Origin of the sequence: Arthrobacter sp. B1I2 (genome assembly GCF_030816485.1) — a bacterium.
In the GTDB taxonomy this organism is placed as follows: Bacteria; Actinomycetota; Actinomycetes; order Actinomycetales; family Micrococcaceae; genus Arthrobacter.
The window spans coordinates 2,324,263-2,342,678 of record NZ_JAUSYC010000001.1; the positions used below are offsets into that span (position 1 = coordinate 2,324,263).

Annotated in this window: 20 protein-coding genes; 2 read left to right on the plus strand and 18 right to left on the minus strand. The window is 59.8% G+C overall.

The window, feature by feature from the left end:
* Position 1 precedes the first annotated feature (1 nt).
* From QFZ57_RS10920 to QFZ57_RS10995, 16 genes are all read right to left on the minus strand, one after another.
* Positions 2-1,492: a CpaF family protein gene (locus QFZ57_RS10920; protein WP_306900178.1), complete on the minus strand. Its 1,491-nt coding sequence runs from the start codon at positions 1,490-1,492 to the stop codon at positions 2-4.
* Positions 1,492-2,688 carry an AAA family ATPase gene (locus QFZ57_RS10925; RefSeq protein ID WP_306900180.1) on the minus strand — a complete coding sequence of 399 codons (1,197 nt, stop codon included), beginning with the start codon at positions 2,686-2,688 and terminating at the stop codon, positions 1,492-1,494. The genes QFZ57_RS10920 and QFZ57_RS10925 overlap by 1 nt, the downstream gene beginning before the upstream one ends.
* Positions 2,685-3,440, minus strand: a complete 756-nt coding sequence (gene cpaB / locus QFZ57_RS10930; RefSeq protein ID WP_306900182.1) for a Flp pilus assembly protein CpaB — start codon at positions 3,438-3,440, stop codon at positions 2,685-2,687. The genes QFZ57_RS10925 and cpaB (QFZ57_RS10930) overlap by 4 nt, the downstream gene beginning before the upstream one ends.
* A gap of 23 nt (positions 3,441-3,463) precedes the next feature.
* A complete protein-coding gene (locus tag QFZ57_RS10935; protein WP_306900184.1) occupies positions 3,464-4,537 on the minus strand; it encodes a TadE/TadG family type IV pilus assembly protein in 1,074 nt (357 codons plus the stop codon).
* Positions 4,525-4,899, minus strand: coding sequence for a TadE/TadG family type IV pilus assembly protein (locus tag QFZ57_RS10940; RefSeq protein ID WP_306900185.1), 375 nt, complete (start codon positions 4,897-4,899; stop codon positions 4,525-4,527). Before QFZ57_RS10940 ends, QFZ57_RS10935 begins: the two co-directional genes overlap by 13 nt.
* 99 nt (positions 4,900-4,998) lie before the next feature.
* On the minus strand, positions 4,999-5,217 hold the full coding sequence (locus QFZ57_RS10945; protein WP_306900187.1) for a Flp family type IVb pilin: 219 nt from the start codon (positions 5,215-5,217) through the stop codon (positions 4,999-5,001).
* Between the two features lie 276 nt (positions 5,218-5,493).
* Positions 5,494-6,399, minus strand: coding sequence for a type II secretion system F family protein (locus QFZ57_RS10950; RefSeq protein ID WP_306900189.1), 906 nt, complete (start codon positions 6,397-6,399; stop codon positions 5,494-5,496).
* A gap of 9 nt (positions 6,400-6,408) precedes the next feature.
* Positions 6,409-7,356 (minus strand): type II secretion system F family protein, encoded by a 948-nt coding sequence (locus tag QFZ57_RS10955; RefSeq protein WP_306900191.1) that lies wholly within the window; start codon positions 7,354-7,356, stop codon positions 6,409-6,411.
* Entirely contained in the window at positions 7,353-8,789 is a 1,437-nt protein-coding gene (locus QFZ57_RS10960) for a CpaF family protein (protein ID WP_306900193.1), read from the minus strand. The genes QFZ57_RS10955 and QFZ57_RS10960 overlap by 4 nt, the downstream gene beginning before the upstream one ends.
* Positions 8,786-9,982, minus strand: a complete 1,197-nt coding sequence (locus tag QFZ57_RS10965; RefSeq protein ID WP_306900195.1) for an AAA family ATPase — start codon at positions 9,980-9,982, stop codon at positions 8,786-8,788. Before QFZ57_RS10965 ends, QFZ57_RS10960 begins: the two co-directional genes overlap by 4 nt.
* Positions 9,979-10,722: a Flp pilus assembly protein CpaB gene (gene cpaB / locus QFZ57_RS10970; RefSeq protein ID WP_306900198.1), complete on the minus strand. Its 744-nt coding sequence runs from the start codon at positions 10,720-10,722 to the stop codon at positions 9,979-9,981. The genes QFZ57_RS10965 and cpaB (QFZ57_RS10970) overlap by 4 nt, the downstream gene beginning before the upstream one ends.
* A gap of 66 nt (positions 10,723-10,788) precedes the next feature.
* Positions 10,789-11,823 (minus strand): TadE/TadG family type IV pilus assembly protein, encoded by a 1,035-nt coding sequence (locus QFZ57_RS10975; RefSeq protein WP_306900200.1) that lies wholly within the window; start codon positions 11,821-11,823, stop codon positions 10,789-10,791.
* The gene (locus QFZ57_RS10980; protein ID WP_306900202.1) at positions 11,811-12,257 is read right to left on the minus strand and encodes a TadE/TadG family type IV pilus assembly protein; all 447 of its coding nucleotides are present in this window, start codon (positions 12,255-12,257) and stop codon (positions 11,811-11,813) included. Before QFZ57_RS10980 ends, QFZ57_RS10975 begins: the two co-directional genes overlap by 13 nt.
* A 191-nt stretch (positions 12,258-12,448) precedes the next feature.
* Positions 12,449-12,628, minus strand: coding sequence for a Flp family type IVb pilin (locus QFZ57_RS10985; protein WP_306900204.1), 180 nt, complete (start codon positions 12,626-12,628; stop codon positions 12,449-12,451).
* Positions 12,629-12,665: 37 nt separating this feature from the next.
* Positions 12,666-12,857, minus strand: a complete 192-nt coding sequence (locus tag QFZ57_RS10990) for a Flp family type IVb pilin (protein ID WP_306900205.1) — start codon at positions 12,855-12,857, stop codon at positions 12,666-12,668.
* Between the two features lie 278 nt (positions 12,858-13,135).
* Positions 13,136-13,801: a prepilin peptidase gene (locus QFZ57_RS10995; RefSeq protein WP_373461305.1), complete on the minus strand. Its 666-nt coding sequence runs from the start codon at positions 13,799-13,801 to the stop codon at positions 13,136-13,138.
* Between the two features lie 295 nt (positions 13,802-14,096).
* Between QFZ57_RS10995 and rplM the strand changes: the two genes are divergently transcribed.
* A complete protein-coding gene (rplM, locus tag QFZ57_RS11000) occupies positions 14,097-14,540 on the plus strand; it encodes a 50S ribosomal protein L13 (protein ID WP_015937805.1) in 444 nt (147 codons plus the stop codon).
* 38 nt (positions 14,541-14,578) lie between these two features.
* Positions 14,579-15,085, plus strand: a complete 507-nt coding sequence (gene rpsI / locus QFZ57_RS11005) for a 30S ribosomal protein S9 (protein ID WP_050684362.1) — start codon at positions 14,579-14,581, stop codon at positions 15,083-15,085.
* A 52-nt stretch (positions 15,086-15,137) separates the two neighbouring features.
* On the opposite strand, the gene QFZ57_RS11010 is transcribed toward rpsI, so the two are convergent.
* Positions 15,138-17,066 carry a glycosyltransferase family 39 protein gene (locus QFZ57_RS11010; protein ID WP_306900211.1) on the minus strand — a complete coding sequence of 643 codons (1,929 nt, stop codon included), beginning with the start codon at positions 17,064-17,066 and terminating at the stop codon, positions 15,138-15,140.
* Positions 17,063-18,301 carry a bifunctional glycosyltransferase family 2/GtrA family protein gene (locus QFZ57_RS11015; protein ID WP_306900212.1) on the minus strand — a complete coding sequence of 413 codons (1,239 nt, stop codon included), beginning with the start codon at positions 18,299-18,301 and terminating at the stop codon, positions 17,063-17,065. Before QFZ57_RS11015 ends, QFZ57_RS11010 begins: the two co-directional genes overlap by 4 nt.
* Positions 18,302-18,416: the final 115 nt, after the last annotated feature.

The window sequence follows — 18,416 nt, forward strand, 5'->3', positions numbered from 1 at the left end:
CCTACTTTGCGCCCGGGGACAGCGGCCCGGCGAACACTGCGGGGGACACGTGGATGCCCAGGTCCTCGAAGCGATCGATGAAGCGCGGCCGGATACCGGTGGCAACGGGCTTGCCGAGGAAGCGCCCATGGGCGTCCACGCCGGCCGAGTAGTCAAACACAAAGGCATCCTGAAGAGTGACGATGTCGCCTTCCATGCCCTGGACCTCGGTGACGTGGGTGATGCGGCGGGAGCCGTCGCGGAGCCGGGAAATCTGGACGATGAGGTTTACGGCGGAGGCGATCTGTTCGCGGATGGCGCGCAGCGGCAGGTCCATGCCGGCCATCAGCACCAGGGTTTCGAGGCGGGCGACGGCATCGCGGGGCGAGTTGGAGTGCACGGTGGAGAGGGAGCCGTCGTGGCCGGTGTTCATGGCCTGCAGCATGTCCAGGGATTCACCGCCACGGACCTCGCCCACCACAATTCGGTCCGGCCGCATGCGGAGGGAGTTGCGGAGGAGTTCGCGGATGGTCACCTCGCCCTTGCCTTCGGTGTTAGGCGGCCGGCTTTCCAGCCGGACCACGTGGTCCTGCTGGATCTGCAGTTCCACGGCATCCTCGATGGTGACGATGCGTTCGTCGCGCGGGAGGAAGGAGGACAGGACGTTGAGGAGGGTGGTCTTGCCGGTGCCTGTACCGCCCGAGACGATGATGTTCAGTTTGGCTTTGACGCAGGCGTTTAACAGCTCAGCCATCTCCGGCGTCAGCGTCCCGAAGTCAATGAGGTTGCGGACCGTCAACGGTGTCTTGCTGAACTTTCGGATGGTCAGCGATGAGCCGCCCACGGCCAGCGGCGGGATGACGGCATTTACGCGCGAGCCGTCCTCCAGGCGGGCGTCCACCAAGGGGGAGGATTCATCGATGCGCCGGCCCACCTTGGACACGATCCGTTCGATGACCTTGCGCAGGTGTTCCTCGGAGCTGAAGCGTGACTCGGTGAGGGTCAGCTTGCCCTTGCGTTCCACATAGATCTGGTCCATCCGGTTGACCATGATTTCGGTGACGGCGGGGTCGTCCAGCAGGCGCTGGAGGGGGCCGTAGCCCAGCACGTCGTCGGCAACGTCGCGGACCAGGCGGGTGCGCTCCTCGGGCGTCAGCGGCACCTGTTCGGCGTCGATGATTCGGGTGAGTTCCTTCTTGGCGGTGCTCCGCAGCTCCTGCTCGGTGACGGCGGCGTCGTTGAAGCGCGTTCCCATGCGTTCGAACAGGGCGGTGGCCGCCCTGTCCTTCATGGCTGCGAAGACGTCCACCCTCGGTGAGGCAGGCACCTGCTGCGCGGCGTCGTCGTACGTTGAATGCACGACGGCGGCCGGCGCCGGAACGTGCGGTTCCGCACCTTTTGCGGGGGACGGCAAAGGCGTCGAACGCGGCGGCTCAAGCACCGCCGTACTGGTCCCCGCGGCGGATGCCTGGTTGCGGTCCTGGACCGCGGTGATGCGTTCGGAGAGTTTCATCAGATAACCACCCTTCGGTGAAGCTTCCGCTGTGCCTGCGCGCGCCAAGCCGGGTTGAAGCGCTCCACGAGCTGGCGGAGGCTTTTGACGGCCGGGTCTTTCCTGGATTCCTGGAGGACGGGGATGCCCCGGTTGGTGGACAGTGCCACGGCGCGGGAGCGGGGGACGCTGACGTCCACGGGCGCGCCGATGGTGGATTCAACGTCCTGCACGTTCAAGCCTGCTTTGGCGTCGGCCATGTTCAGGACCACGTGCCGGGATTCGGGCATGATCTCCAACTGGCGGAGGACTTCCAGGCCGGAGCGGAGGCCGCGGAGGCTGGGGATGTCCATGGCGCTGACCCAGACCACGTCCGTGCACTGCTCCATGGCGGCGAGACCAATTTCCGGCATGCCGGGGGCGGTGTCCAGCACCACGTACTGGAATTCCTGGGCGAGCTGTTCCAGCAGGCGGGTGATCTGGTCCGGGGTGATGTGGTCCGCGTCCACCGGGTTGGGCGGGGCGCACAGGGCGTAGATGCCGGCCGGGTGCACGGTGAGGAAGGCCTTGAGGACCAGGGAGTCTTGGGCGGCCGCGGGGGTGACGGCGTCCGTGACCGTGTGTTCCGGGTTGAGGTAGAGGCCGGAGGCGACGTCCCCGAACTGGAGGTCAAGGTCCACGATGACCACGCCCATGGGCGCGATCTGGGCCAGGCCGATGGCGATGTTGGTGGCCAGGGTGGTCTTGCCCACGCCGCCCTTGGGGGAGAAGACGCCGATGACCAGGCCCTTGCCGCCTTTCTCCACCTGGGCTGATTCCGGGCTGCGGTGGCGGGTGGCGAAGGACTGGCAGGCGCGCTCGAGCAGCACCCGAATTTCCGCTGCGTCCGCCTGTGGGCTGAGGATGTCGCGGACGCCGGCGCGCATGGCGTGCAGCAAGCCATCGGGGTCGACGTCGCTGACCAGGACCAGGCTGAGGCCGGGGAGCTGGACGTCGAAGACTTTGGCGAACCGGAGTGCTTCCTCGTAGGGGACGTCCGGGCCAATGATCAGCACCTCCGGCTGCTCCTGGTTGAGGAGGGCGAAGAGTTCCTGGGGTCCGGCCGGGAGGATGTCCGAGGCGATGGTCTGGACGCTCCCCCGGAGGCCGTGGGCGACGGCGGCGCGCAGCTTCTGGTCGAAGTCGCCGTTGGGGGAGAGGAGGACGAAGCGGCTCATTTGTACACCGTGTCCTTCCTGGCGATGAAGCCGCCGTTGTCCTGGGCGTCGAGGGGTTCCTTGGTGAGCCAGAGGGTGCCGAACTCGGAAGTGAAGACGATCTTGTTGGCATCGACGTCGCTCACAGCGACAGTGATGATGAGTGCACCTTCCGGGACGGCGGTGTCTTGGGGGGTGGTGCCATCCGTCGGTTTCGCGCTTGCGTTCGCCTGCGGTGCCCGTTGAATGGCAGTGACCAGGACTTTGCGGAGGGTCAGCTGGGTCGTTGGTGCATCCGGTTTGGCTTTGTCGGTGCCCTCCTTAAAGCTGAGGGCAATACCAACATGGTCGCCCACCGCAATCCGGCCACCAACAACGCGTTGAGGTTCCAGCTGGAAGGAAACTTCCTGGAACCCGGCGGGCACCTTGACTGTGCCATCGTCCTTCGCGTCCTTTGGGGCCACAAGCCGTTCGGCCAGGAGTTGTTCGCCCGGGACGAGGTCAACTGCGGTCACAGTGCCTGCCTTGCTGTCGAGGCTGCTGAGTGCACTGGTTGAAACCGCCGAAGCGGGGACCTTTTTGATGGCAAGCGATGCGGCCACATCATTGACGGCGGTGCCGGCGGGAACGCTCTTTGTCACCACGAGCACGTCCTTCGGCTGCATGCTGGCCACAGCCCGTTGATCCGCCCCCTGGGCATAGAAAATAATGAGGACAGCTCCCACAAGCGCCAAGGCGACAGCGGCCGTGCCGGCGAGCATGCGAGACTTCACTTTTACTCCTGATGGGGGTAGTGCTAGAGGGTGAGGCGGACGATGGTGGCGCCGAAGGCGTTCACCGGGCCGAGCGTGAAGCCGTCGGCAAGCGACACGTACGTGACGAACTTCCCGATGATGCCGCGGCACGAACCTTTACATTCAGTCGTTTTTGTCACGCCAGTCGTGGTCGAGGTCAGATTATGAAAGGTGTAGGGGAGGCTGCTGTCGTCAAGACCCTTGCCGTCACCGCCGCTGAACTTCCAGCCTGTCACTTTGAATGCCGCGAAAGCGGTCAGGCCGTATATCGCCCCGTTGCCAGTGCCTGTCACCTTGTCGAAGACGGGGAGAAGAACGATGACGTCTCGACCGGCGTTAATGTCCTTGGCCCAGCCGTTAAGCGTGTCTGAGCAGTTGCCGGGAGCGTTGTTGCCGGGGTCGCTCCCGCCTTCGCTTACCGCGAGATCGATGGTGCCCCCGCACTTTCCGGCGTCCTGGACCAGCCAGCCGAAGCCTCCATCAACGGCCGCACCGGACGGCCCGTAGTTGCAGTCGGCGTTGGCGTTCTGGCCGTGGTCCTGGAGAAGCTGCAGCCCGCCGTCGATATTGTCCTTTACTTGGCAAATGGAGAAAGCCAAGGGGAAGGCCGTGCGACCCGCCTTGGGGCTGCCCCAGGCGGCCGAAGCGCTCGCGCCGACCTTCGCCGTGGGAATCCCCAGGACATCGGCGAAATAGAGCGAGACCGAGTCAGCGGGGGCGCCGTTTCCCTTTGCAGTGGTGTTTACCGTGACCTTGCGGGTTGTTGTATCCAAGGCGATGGACCTGACGTTACTCATGCCGTCCAGGGCGTTCTGGTCGGCAAGGGTCGCAGCCAGCGTGGACGTCGTGGAGCACAACGTATCGGTGGCCTTGCGCGCACACTTTTGAGCCATGCCTATGGCGGCAGCGTCTGCTCCGCTTTGAAGCTGTGAATGCTCCGAATACATGACCCCGACGTCGACAGCAACCGCCGCAGATCCGAGGAGGACAACCAGCATGATGGCAACGATGACTGAAATGGCACCGCGCTCACTTGTTGGCTTGTCTGCTGGCCGGACTGCCGTCAGCCGCCGCACAGCATGACTCCCTTGCCTGTCATTGGGAACGGACCGGCAATCCCGGTGATGGTGGAGAGCGTGTACTTGATGGTGACTGTCACTTGGGTACCCGTACTGCAAACGGTGGGGCTGACGGTGATGGCGGAGGTGGGGATGGTGGAGCTGACTGATGCGGCACCGCTCTGGGCTGCGGACGCGGCGGCTGTCGGATTGTTGTTGATGGCCATTACGCGGACGCCGTCGCGGGCTGCGTTGGTGAGAGTGAGCTGGGCGTTGTAGGCTCGGCCGAATTCGATTGTTCCCATCACCAGCATCAAGAGGAGGGGCAGCAGGATCGCGAATTCGACGGCGGCTGCACCGCGTTCCGAATCTTGTGACACCTGCTGCACCTCCTCATAGATGGCTTGTCTTCCGGGATGGGATGCTGCCCGAGACGGTGCGGTTCCGATATCGGGTCCGGAACCGGACTTTTGGTGGATCTAGCCGCCTACTACAGGGGCCTTCGGTGCCAGCTGAGTATTGATCGACTTGAAGAAGCCGTCCAACGTGCCGCCCAGGGTGCTGACGGCAACAATGATGACGACGGCGATGAGGCCGACCATGATGCCGTATTCGACGGCGGTGGCGCCCTTTTCGTTGCTGAGGCGGTCCTTGAGGCTGAAGCCGAGGGTCTGAAGGGTGGCGATGAGAGAAAGCATTTTGTACTCCTGAGCGAGTCGGATGGCTGGCCCTGCACCAGCACTAAGACGAAGTTAGCAACGCTTGATGCAGCGTTGACCGGATCTTGCAACATCCTGCGCAAAGCCTTTACCAAGTGCACTTTCACTGCGCTTTTGCCGGGTTTGTCCTGCGCTGATGGTGGGCTTCCTGAACTTTGGGGCACACACAAAGGGACCCCCTCGGTTCTGGGTGCCGAGGGGGTCCGGTATTTGGGGGCGCCGGATAGCGCACTGGGTGGCTTTCGCCGAATTAAGTCACCAGGCGGAGAAAGTTTTCATGACGTTGATGGCTGCCGGGCCGATGATCACAATGAACAGGACCGGCAGGATGGCGAACATCAAAGGGAAAAGTACCTTGACAGGCAGTTTCATGGCTTTTTCTTCTGCCCGCTGCCGCCGCTTGATCCGCATTTGTTTCGCCTGCGTCTTCAGGACCTTTGCGATAGCGATACCGTAAATATCAGCCTGTACGACGGAACGGATAAAGGCTCTAAGGTCAGGTACGTCTGTCCTGGTACCTAGTGCCTCATAGGCTTCCGCCCGGCTTCGGCCAACTTGCATGTCTTGAAGGGTCCGCATGAGCTCAAATGCAAGGGGACCTTTTCCATTCTGCGCCGCACGGGCCATGGCGCTTTCGAACCCCAATCCGGCTTCCACCGAAATGAGCATCTGATCCAAGGTGTTGGGTAGTTCCAGCTCGATCGCCTTCTGGCGTTCAGCTCCCCTGCCGTGCACCAGAATGTCAGGAACAAAGTAGGCGAGGGCTGCCGCCAGTACGACGAGCAGGGAGGCAGAAGGTGTCACGTTCTTGCTAATGAAAAGGATTCCCAGCACAGAGACGAGGAGAGCCAGAGCGGGCTTGGCAATCAGCAGCCTTGGAAGGGGCAGCTGTGCCGGTCGTCCAGCGCGAGCAAGGAGTTTGTCCAGCCATGCAACGTAGCCCTTCGGCGTGACTCTTATTCCAAGCGGGATTGCCGGCTTGGAACCAGGAAGTCCGGCAGCCACTGTCCCGGGCACCCGGCTGTCTATGAGGCGGATGCCTCTGCCGAGGTTGCTGCGGACTGCTGCGAAACCCCTTCTATCGACAGAGAGGAACGACCAAGCCAGGAAGGAAACAGGGAACACAATCAGGCCTATTATCAGCCAAGCCATTGTTGTCATTATTTCCTCCTAGAACTTGATCTTTACGACACGACTCAGCCAGAACGACCCAACGGCCAGGAGCACTACTGCTACTCCCAGAAGGACCCAGCCGATTGGGTTGGTGTAAAGAGTTGCGATGTAAGAGCTGTTGACGACCGACATGTAAAGAAACATGCCGATCGGCAAAGCGACGAGTATGTAAGCGGAAAGCCTTCCTTCAGCGCTGAGGGCCTGGACTTGGCCCTTGATCTGGCTTCGTTCCCGAATGGTTTCCCCGACCTGGTCAAGTACTTCCGCCAGATCACCTCCAACTTCACGGTGAATCTCTATGGCCTGCCCCACCCATTCAAAGTCCTCGCTGCGCAGCCGATGTGCTGCGTCAAGCATCGAGTCCCGGAGATCCCGTCCGAGCCTGTTTTCATTAACCAGTCTCGCGAACTCTTCGGAGGTAGGAGCGTCGGCCTCCTTGGCTACCGCGTCAACAGAACGGAGAAGGCTATGCCCAGCGCGTAGGCCGCCGGAGAGCATCTGAAGGGTGTCGCCCAACTGCGCCTCAAACTTGCTGCGGCGTCGGGACGAAAGCACATTCAAGACCAGCATGGCCAGGAATGGTGTGGCGATGACGAGGAGCAGCGCCGGGAGAGCGCCTCCAAGAATGAAGCCAACGAAGCCAGCCGTGACAGCGCCGCAGGTGACGAGCAACAGGAAGTCTGCCTGTCGCATCTTCAGGCCCGCTTGCTCCAGAGATGCACGACTGCCGAACCGCGCGTTCTTGCTGACGTTCTTTTCCACGAAGGAGGTAGCCGAGTCCGTGACTCGGGTAAGCAGCGTCGGGCCATTGACCACTCCCGGCCTCCTTCGGGTAATGGCAATTTCGCCCCGGGCACTCTTGAACGTAACGAGGAAGAGCACTGCCGCCGCCGACAAACAGAGTGAAACTCCAAGTGCCAGAAAGATTGGGTTGGTAATGGTCACCGGAATCCGCCGCCTACGGGGGAAGAACCGAAAATAGCAGGAGACAGTGGAATGCCGAGTTCAGCGAAGTGATCTACGAATCGGGGACGAACGCCGGTTGGCACCGGCTTCCCAAGGAACTTCCCGTTAGCGTCGACTCCCGCACTGTAATCGAACACGAAGGCGTCTTGAAGAGTAACGATATCGCCTTCCATTCCTTGCACCTCGGTTACATGAGTGATCCGCCGGGAGCCATCGCGAAGCCTGGAAATGTGAACGATCAGATTCACGGCTGAAGCAATTTGCTCGCGGATCGCACGGAGAGGAAGATCCATGCCCGCCATCAGGACCAGAGTCTCAAGCCTGGAGATCGCATCACGAGGTGAGTTGGCATGGACGGTGGAAATCGAGCCATCGTGGCCTGTGTTCATGGCTTGTAGCATGTCCAGCGATTCGCCTCCACGAACCTCGCCGATCACAATACGGTCGGGGCGCATACGCAGGGAGTTGCGGACGAGGTCTCTGATCGTTATCTCGCCCTTGCCTTCGATATTCTGCGGACGGCTTTCGAGGCGGACCACGTGTTCCTGTTGCAGTTGCAGTTCAACTGCGTCCTCGATGGTCACGATCCGTTCGTCCGGCGGAATGAACGAGGACAGCACATTTAGCATTGTTGTTTTGCCTGTTCCTGTGCCGCCGGCAACGATGATGTTGAGACGAGCTCGGACACACGCCTGAAGGAGTTCGGCGATTTCGGGAGACATGGAACCCAAAGAGATGAGGTTGTTTACGGTCAGTGGAACCTGGCCGAATTTGCGGATCGTTAAGGAAGAACCACTGACAGCCAATGGTGGGATGATGGCGTTGACGCGGGATCCGTCGCTCAGTCGGGCATCCACCAGAGGCGAGGACTCGTCGATTCGACGGCCAACCTTCGTAACAATCCGTTCAATGACTCTGCGAAGGTGGTCCTCGTCATTGAATCGGGATCCGGTGATCCCCAACTTTCCCTGGCGTTCGACATATATCTTGTCTGGGCCGTTGACCATGATCTCGGTAATGTCCCCGTCCTTGAGAAACTTCTCAAGCGGGCCAAGGCCAAGGACATCGTCGATGATTTCCTGGACCAGCCGGTTCCGCTCGCTGAGGGTCAGCGGGATGTCCTCCTCTTCGATGATCTTCTTCAGCTCATCCTTGACGTATTGCTGGAGATCGGCTTCGTCGATAGAAGAGTCTGTGATGCGGCTGCCCATTCGCTCATAGAGAGCAACGCCGGCACGGTCCTTCACAGCGCTGAGTGCCTCATTGGGCTCGCTGGCATAGCCCGCGGAGACAGTCGAATCGCCGGCCGGCGCCGCGTTGGGGTGCCATGGGGCTGCTGGAGTCGTTGTGAGGCCGCCGTTCGTGGCCTCATCGTTTCCCCGCGCTGCTTCCAACCTACGTGTCAGGCTCATTGCACTACCGCCCTTCTGTGCAGCTTCTTGTGCTGTTTTTCTTTCCAATCAGGTTTGAGCCGCTCCACTAGCTGGCTCAAACCACGGGCTGCGCCATCACGGCTACCATCTTGCAGGAGTGGCACGCCCTTATTCGTTGAGAATGGAACGGCCCGGGAGCGGGGGAGGACTACATCGACCGGGCACCCGATGGTGGCTTCAACGTCCTGGACGGTCAGACCGCTCCTACGGTCTGCGAAATTGAGCACAACATGGCGATTTTCCGGTACAAGGCTGAGTTCATCCAGGATCCGAAAACCCGTCCGCAAACCCCTGATGCTGGGGATATCCATTCCACACACCCAGACCGCGTCAGTGGCCCGATCCAAGGTCGCCAGCACATGTTCACCCAGCCCGGGTGCGGTGTCGACCACGACGTACTGGAATTCGCTGGCGAGTTGCGAGATGAGGTGTCCTACCTGCTCCCCGCTGATCTGGTCCGCCTGGGCCGGGTTTAGCGGTGCGCAGAGGGCGTATACGCCGGAGGGGTGCAGCGTCAGGTAGGACTTTAAGACCATGCTGTCCTGGACTGCGGCTCCTGTGACTGCGTCAGCCAGGGTGCGTTCCGGTTCCAGCATGAGGCCGGATGCGACGTCACCGAATTGCAGGTCGAGGTCAACGACCACGACGCCGCTCGGTGCTATTTTGCCGAGGCCGACAGCCAGATTGGTAGTGACCGTAGTCTTGCCGACTCCGCCTTTGGGGGACATCACTGCGATGATGCGTGAGCCTTTAGGTGCCTCTGCTACTGACGCCCCAAGTCCGCGGCGGCGTCCGGCGGATGCCAGGCTGGCCCGTTCCAGCATTACCCGAATGTCATCAACTGGGGCCTCTGGACTGAGCAGGTCACGAATTCCGGCGCGCATGGCGGGCAGGGCAACGTCGGGTCCTTCTCTAGCCACCAGGACAACGCTGATCTCTGGAAACTGGAGGTCGAACAGACTTGCAAGACGAATAGCATCATCCGTCGGAAGCCCGGGGCCGAGGAGAATCACTTCAGCCGGGTCCCCGTTGATCGTGCGGAGGATGTCGTCCGGGCTCGGCGGGAGGTAGTCGGCCTGAAGTGTTTGCAAGGCGCCGTGGAGGCCGCTCGTGGCCTGTTTGGTGCGCTGAGCGAAGTTGTTGTCCGGTGTGATCAACACAAACCTGCTCATTTGATCAGCTCCACTTTCTTGATAACGGTCGGAGAGCTTTCAGTAGCCGAAGCTGGTTCCTTCGTGAGCCAGAGCTTTCCAAACTCTGCGGCGAAGGCGATCCTCTGAGCGTCGGTATCGTTTCTTGCGAACGTGACCAGCAGCTGGCCTGTGGGAAGCTGAGTGTTTGCCTGCTCGGTGGAGGCTCCCTGATTGCCGGCAGAACCTTGGGCAGCGGCGCGCTGGATGCTGGTGACGAGTACTTTGTGGAAGATCTGCTGCGCAGTTCCGCCATCCGCGTTATCACCGGCGAACAGGGCGACGACGCCGACGGTGTCACCGGCCGCGATTCGTCCACCGACTACCCGCTGTGCGTCTAGCTGAACTGAGATCTCCTGCATTCCGGCAGGCACGGGGACAGATCCTGGGGCTGCCAGACTTGTTGGGTCAACGAGGCGGACTCCGAGAAGAGGTTCTCCCGGGACCAGGTCGGCGGATGTTACTTTCCCGTCGAGACCATCGAGGCTCTTCAGGGCGCCGTTGGGCACTGAAGCGGAGGGAAGGGAAGTGAGCTTTACTGCAGACTTAATCTGATCCAGGCTCGAGCCTTGCGGAATCTGCTTTTCAACCACCAGAACATCAATAGGTTGCAGGTCTGCTTGGGCCCTGGCTTCAGAACCTTGAACGTATGAGACTAAGAGCAATGTGCCAACTACTGCGAGCACAAGCGCTACGATGCCTCCCAGAAGGCGAGTTTTCACTTGTTATCTCCTTTGGTTATCTATCCGTGAAGCTGGCTAGTCCAGCCTCACCTGCTAAAGATCGCTCTAATTAGTGAGCTGGGCGCCGGTTGCGCCATATGTAGTTGGGCCGCCAAGCTTCATGGCCTCAGCAAGGGAAACCTTTTTGATGAAGCGACCGAAGATGCCGTTGTCACTGTTCTTGAGCTTGAGATCCTTGGACAGTTTCTTGGCTTCTGCGGTCATGAAGTCTTCGGGGAGAGTACTGCCGCCCGCAAGATTCCACCCGCGGAGAGAAATTTGCGCGAAAGCCTCTATATGGAACTCGGCGTTACTCCCCGTTCCGCGAGCATCATCGAAAATAGGAACAAGGATTTCCACCGTTTTGGAGGGGTCACTAAGTGTCGCCCCCCACTTGTTCATTGTTGCCGCGCAATCAGCGTCGTAGTCAGCGCCGGCGTCGGTGCCAACCCAAGGGTCAGCAATATTTACGTAGACACTGCAAGTCCCGGAGGGGTGGTCAAGCCAGCCAAAGCCTCCAGGTATCTCGAGCCCAGAGGATGAGGTTGTCTTGCATTCATAGGCGGGATCGGAAGACAACGCGTCCCCGTGGGACGGAAAGAACTGCAGGTCCTTCGTAAAACCGGGATCAGACTCACATTTCGAAAAGGCCAGCGGTACCACATTGCCGGCGGAGTAGCCGCCATACATTGCTTGGGCAGTGGCTTGGATATCCGCTGTTTGAATGCCGAGTGCACGCGCGAAGACGAGGGAAAAGTGGTTGTTGCCGGACGTGTCCTGTGCTTGCGTAGTCACGTTGACAAGGCCGGATGAGACCGTCGCACTGACGATGTTTGTGTGGGAGTCCAGAGCGTTCACGTTGGCCAGTGCCGATGCTTCCGTGACGGGGGAGGAACATGCTGCACTCGGGGGTGTCGCAAGGCAGCCTTGGGCAATTGCCAAAGCTGCCGAATCGGCTCCGTTTTGAAGCTGGGCGTGTTCCGAATACATGGTGGCGACGTCAACTGCAAAGGCGCTTAGTCCCAAGAGCGCCACCATGGACAGGGCCGCGATTGGGGCAATAACTCCGCGTTCGGGATTCTCCGCTTTCAACCGCCGCATCGCATTACACCCTTGCCTTGAATTGAGAGGGTGGCAGGCATTCCCGGTATGAGAGCGGGGAAACCTGTCATCCAGGGAGTTGAATAAGTCACGGTCGCCACAACGTTGCCGGTTGGGGTGCAAGTAGCCCCCGTAGTGAAGGAGATACCGACATTGGAGGCCGAGAGGCCGACCGATGGGGCCGCTGCTACTCCAGCAGCTTGTGCGCTGGAGTTTGAATAGCTCGACTCCGCATTGTGAATGGCCGCATAACGAGCTGACTCGCGGGCTGCTTCGCTAAGCGAGACTTGAATATTGAATGCACGCCCCATTTCAGCGATTCCCAGAACCAAAACCAGAAATATGGGGAGGATAAGCGCGAATTCCACAGCGACAGCACCGGTCTCCCGGGTTTTCCGGGAGGGCAGCCTCCGCTGGCTAAGTTTTTGCTTCATGTTGTGACCCGAGTTCTAGGGAGACCGGCCTACTGGAACTGCCGGCCGAGCTAAGAGTGGTTATGTGCGGCGACTGACGCGCCTCAAGCTGATTGTGGCGACTCAATGTGGAATGCCCAGGGGCGGGACAGGAATTGGCGAGCAACGGCTCAACTTCCCGCCCCGCCCCTCGGCTTCCGTTGGAATCGGAGTTACAGCTGGGCGGAAACCGTGTTGAAAGCGGTATTGATCTGCGTGCCCAACGACGCGACCACAACAATGATCACAGCAGCGATAAGAGCGACGAGAAGCCCGTACTCCACGGCCGTTGCACCTTTTTCCGACTCGATTCGATTCTGTATGCCTGCAATGTAGGCGAGGACTGAAATCATGACGGGAGCCACCATCTTTCCGTTGACGAGCTGCTGGCTACAGCTGGGCGGAGATCTTGGTGAACGCGGCGTTGATCTGAGTGCCGAGGGAGGCTACGACCACTACGATGACGGCCGCGATCAATGCGACAAGGAGGCCGTATTCGACGGCGGTTGCGCCCTTTTCGGAAGTGAAACGATCCTTGACGCCGGCGACGAAAGCCATCATCGAGACCATGAGAGAAGTCATTGTATTGTCCTTAATTCGGTGAAATTGGCTGATTATATATTCCAACGAATTTCCAGCTGCCCCCATAAATCCTCAGCGGCTGGACTTCGCTAAGAAGAGATTGTCATTTAGGGGCATGGGCAACAATGCGTAGTGGTACTCGACTTTTTCAGGGAATGCCAAAAGTACGTACTCGGACGAGGGGGCCGGTACTCAGAAAGCCGAGCGGGTACGTGGCTGAGTACTTGGAGCGCCTCCGCGGTGGCGCTCTCTGCCGGAAGGACTTACGGCGGCGGTGGCTAGGCGATGAAGAGCACGGCCGCTGCGAGGGCGCCCAGCATCGAGGGACCGTGCGCCACCTCTTTGGCTTTGTTTCGGCCTCTTCTACTAATTACGAGAACCGTCACCAAGCCATTCAGGATGAACCCGACGAGCCCGCCGTAAAGCAACTGACTCCACCCTAGGTACCCGAGGTAGAGCCCAACGGGAGCAGCGAGCTTCACGTCGCCCATGCCGATGCCGCCAGGAGAAATAAGTCCCAAAATTAGGTAGCCAGCAAACAGGATGACGGCTCCGAGTGCTGCGCGGAGTAGGTCATCAGCCCGCTTATCGAACAGTCCTGGCAGTAAAAGCAGTAAAAGGCCGCCGGCAAGCAGCATTAAGACTAATGGGTTTGGAAGCAGGTGGAGTGCGATGTCGATCCGCGACAGCTGCATGCCCAATACTGCAAGGAATAGGAAGGCTGGAAGGCTAGAAGTAATTCCAAAATGCAAAGTAAAGGCAAGGCACGCGAGGCCGGTGAGCGCCGCCGTCGTGATCCGTACAGAGAGGGTGGGCAGGCCGCCGAGCCTCGGAATCAATCGTGCTATCAGGATCTCGGTCATGGGGGAGAGGATGCAGCCCAGGAGTCCGGCTCCAATGACAACGAGCCATCCGCTTGCACTGTCATTCCCCACTGCTAGCACTTCATCCCCCATGAGTTCGTGAGGCCGGCGATGCCCAAGCGGCCTCCGGCTACCTCATTTTGACCCTGAACCCCCTAACGCGCTAATCTTGGTAGTCGTTGTGCGTGTCCTATTCCGATGGTGCGTGCCCGCTTGAGAATCCGGTTGCAGGATAACTACTCAACGTGCACATTCGGAACTTCAGGATGACTGGTTACATGGAGCCCTCACCTCTGTTCCGGTAGCGCGCAGACAGTAGGTGCACGAGCTAGTGACACCTAAACAAGAACGCCAGAACAAGAACGAGGCAAACACCGTGCGTACGTACACCCCGAAGCCCGGCGATATCAACCGCCAGTGGCACGTCATTGACGCCACCGACGTTGTCCTTGGTCGTCTTGCAAGCCAGACCGCAATCCTGCTGCGCGGCAAGCACAAGGCCACTTTCGCGTCCCACATGGACATGGGCGACTTCGTCATCATCATCAACGCTGAGAAGGTAGCCCTGACCGGCGCCAAGCTGGAGCAGAAGCGCGCATACCGCCACTCCGGCTACCCGGGCGGCCTGACCTCCGTCAACTACGCGGAACTGCTGGAATCCAACCCGGTCCGCGCCGTTGAGAAGGCCATCAAGGGCATGCTCCCCAAGAACTCCTTGGCTGCCCAGCAGCTCGGCAAGCTGAAGGTGTACCGCGGTGCTGAGCACCCGCACGCCGCCCAGCAGCCCAAGACTTTCGAAATCACCCAGGTCGCCCAGTAGTCCTGGCCACCAAACAACTTATCTATACAAGGAGAATCGTGGCTCAGAACGAAGAGACCACCGAAGCCGTTGAGGCCGAGGAAACCCTGACCAGCTACACCTCTGAAAGCTCAGCTGCTGACGCCGCTGCGCCGAAGAAGGAGCGCCCGGCCCTGACCGTTGCCGGCGCAGCTGTTGGCCGCCGCAAGGAAGCCGTTGCACGCGTTCGCGTTGTACCGGGCTCCGGCAAGTGGACCATCAACGGCCGTGCGCTGGACAACTACTTCCCGAACAAGCTGCACCAGCAGGACGTCAACGAGCCCTTCAAGATCCTTGATCTCGAAGGCGCCTACGACGTCATTGCCCGTATCCACGGCGGTGGCATCTCCGGCCAGGCCGGCGCCCTGCGTCTCGGCATCGCCCGTTCACTGAACGAGATCGACGTCGAGAACAACCGCGCCACGCTGAAGAAGGCCGGTTACCTGTCCCGCGACGCCCGTGTCATCGAGCGTAAGAAGGCCGGTCTCAAGAAGGCCCGCAAGGCCCAGCAGTACTCCAAGCGCTAAATCCGCTTGTACAGAAGCCCGTCCCGCCATTGGCGGGGCGGGCTTCTTTATGTCACGGCTGATGCAGGAAGTACAGTTCTACTCCATTGTTGATGTGCGTGGCATACGTTTCCCTGACCCACTGGACTATTCGTGCTGATTCGCCCTTTCCTTCGAGCGTTAGTGGGGGCAGTTCCTGGATTACCAATGATCCAACTCTGCCCTGCCCCACTAAGGCTTGAAATTGCTCCAGTGTTGGCGACGGATCTGTGCCGTCAAAACCGCCCACGGGTAGGACTGCGCGTCCTAGTTCCAGTTGGTAATTCGCGGCAGTTTCTGAACCAATAGTTGCTGTTACCCACGTGGTTGAGGGCGGGATTTTGCGGAGGGCATCTAGTACCGCTGGCGGGGGAGTGTCCCCGAACATCAAGGCTACTTGTCCGGGAATGACGTCATCGCCTAGCTGGTGCCTATCGGGGTGGTCGCTGCGGTACCCGGAGATACTGGGCCCAGCGACCACCCCCGCTCCGACATGCGGGCTGAGCGCGGTATTGGTGGACCAAATGATGGGGCCGGCCAACAGCACTGCCAGAAGTAGCGCCCTTGATGCTTGCCGAAGGCGTAGTGGAAGTGCCGGCAGGAGGTGAAAGGCGATCGCGATGGCCCACAGGAACAGCAGGAACAGAGGCAGGGCGGGGAAATCCGATGTGGACCGAAGGGCCGAAACATATGCCAGCGTCATCATTGCCACGAGTGTTGGAAGTAAAACGAGTCTTGTCTTACGGCTCTGAGACTCCACAAGATGCATTAGTCCGGTGGCGGCAAGGGTGCAAAGCGGTGGTACGGCGGTCAGGCTGTAGTAAGGATGCAGGATTCCTGACATGAATGCCAGGACCGTTGCCGAGGTTAGAAACCAAGTTCCGGAAAATAGCAGCAGCATGCGATTTCGCCTGCTACCTTCGCGCTTCACAAACCAGATTAAACCCATTGCAAGGCCAGCGACGGCGAGCGGCAGGAACCATCCGAATTGGCCGGAAAACTGCGGTTCCAGGAATCGCTGGAAGCCGCCGGTGAATGCATTGTCTACCGCTGCAGTGGGTGTGGTGCGTAGGGCGTCCTCCCCCGTGAGCCGCTGCAGGCCGTTGTAGCCCAGAGCGAGTTCCAGGGCGCTGTTGGTTCTGGATCCCCCAATGAACGGCCGATCCGTGGGGGCAGTCAATTGCACTGCTAAAAGCCACGATCCGCCTACCGCCGCTGCAGCAACTGCAGAGTAGGCCAGATGCAGGAACCGCTTGGGCCAAGTAGTGCCAGCGAATGCCAAGTACGTGATCGCAAGCGCCGGCAGTATGAGGCCAATCTGCAATTGCTTCGTGAGGAAACCGGCCCCTGCCAGCGCCCCCGCCACGACCATCAGCCAAGGGCGCTGGCGGTCTATGGCCGTGGTCACAGCCAAGGCGATAGCCACCATAATGAGAATCAGCAGGGCATCAGGATTGTTGTAGCGGAACATCACGGTGCTCACCGGTGTTACGGCCATGAAAGTCGCGGCCAAGAGGCCTACAGCAGCGCTGGTGTATCGCCGGACCAGGACGTAAAGCAGGTAGACAGTGACGACACCCATGAGAGCCTGCGGTAACAGGATGCTCCAGCTGTTGAGCCCGAATAACCGGACGGAGAGTGCCATCACCCAGATGCTCATTGGCGGTTTGTCAACGGTAATGGCATTTGCGGGGTCTGATGAACCGTAGAAAAATGCCGTCCAGTCCTGGGACCCTGCCATTGCCGCGGCGGAATAGTAGGAGTTAGCCCAGCCGTTCAGGTCAAGGCCCCAGCAGTACAGCAGGGCCGTGAAACATAAAAGGGCAGCAAGCGCTTTTCGTTCCCACGGGGCAGTGCCGAAAGACCACCGGTTGAGGAAACGAGCTACCGCAGGGGATTTGTAAAAGTAGGTGGGGCTGTTTCCTTGGCAATCGTCAGGCACGCTCTGCGTCGAAGTAGTCATCGGTTACTTCCCGCGCTGGTGTTAAGGGGCAGGATCCGGGCGAAATTGGAGCCCCGTCGATCCCGGAATACCCAAAGACGCAGCAGTACGAACCGCAAAAGAGTTGCCAGCACATTGGCTGAAGTAAGGACCAATAGTTCGAAACTTGGGAGTGCATCAGGTTGTATCGCGTGGAGTATTAGAAGCGACGAGGACGTGATTCCCCAAGCCAGAAGAAAAACGATCAGACCCTGAATTTGGTGCGTGAATAGCTTGGCCGGGCCGCTAATACCAAAGGTGAACCGGCGGTTTGCGGCTGTATTACCCATCGCCGTTATGAGGAGCGCGAGGAAATTGGCTTCCTGGGCGCCGAATGGACCCTGCATCATCAGATAGAGCAACGCGAATGCAAGTGTCGAGGCGACACCCACAAGGCCGAAGCGCAATACCTGGCCGAAGAAGCTAGGCCTTCCCGGAGGCACAACGGGCCTTCGACCCAGCTCCGCATAGATTGCCTGAACTGGAATGGCTCCTCTAAACAATGAACTGGCTACACGCACCATGCCCCGTAGGTCGTCGAGTGCCGTCTGTCTGATATCCACCCTGCTATCCGGATCATCCACCCAATCGACTGGGATTTCGTGTATCCGTAGTCCTGAGCGCTCGGCAATGATGAGGAGCTCGGTATCAAAGAACCACCCGTTGTCTTCCACATGAGGGAGCAGTCTCTCTGCAACGTCTGCGCGGATGGCCTTGAAGCCGCACTGGGCATCCGAAAAGCACACCTGCATGGTCCGCCTCAGCAGAAAGTTGTAAGACCTCGAGATGAATTCGCGCTTCGGGCCGCGGCTCACCCTCGAACTCTGTCCAAGCCTTGTGCCAATCGAGATGTCCGAATGGCCCGACAGTAATGGAGCCACCAGGGGCGGAAGGGCAGCGAGATCTGTGGATAGATCAACGTCCAGGTACGCCAGCACCTTGGCATCGGAAGCGCTCCAAGCATCCCTCAACGCGAAGCCCCGGCCCTTGACGTCAAGGCGCCGATATCCAACGTTCGGCATGTGCTCGCTAAGGCGGGCGGCAATCACCGGTGTCCGATCGGTGCTTGCATTATCGGCGATGGTAATCTTCCACGTCGACGGCATTTCTTGCGTCAAATATTCGGCGAGCCTTGTGATGCTTCTTTCGAGTACCGCTTCTTCGTTGTAGACCGGTACTACAATTTCGAGCGCCAAGCCCCCATAGCTAGGTGTCATGCATGGATCGTAGGGGCGCCCAAATAGGTATAGCGAGGGTTTGAAGTAAAGACGGGTACTGACCGTAGAAATCAAGTAGTTCAAGTAATCGGCTTGTCAGGAAGGCAGGTAGTGC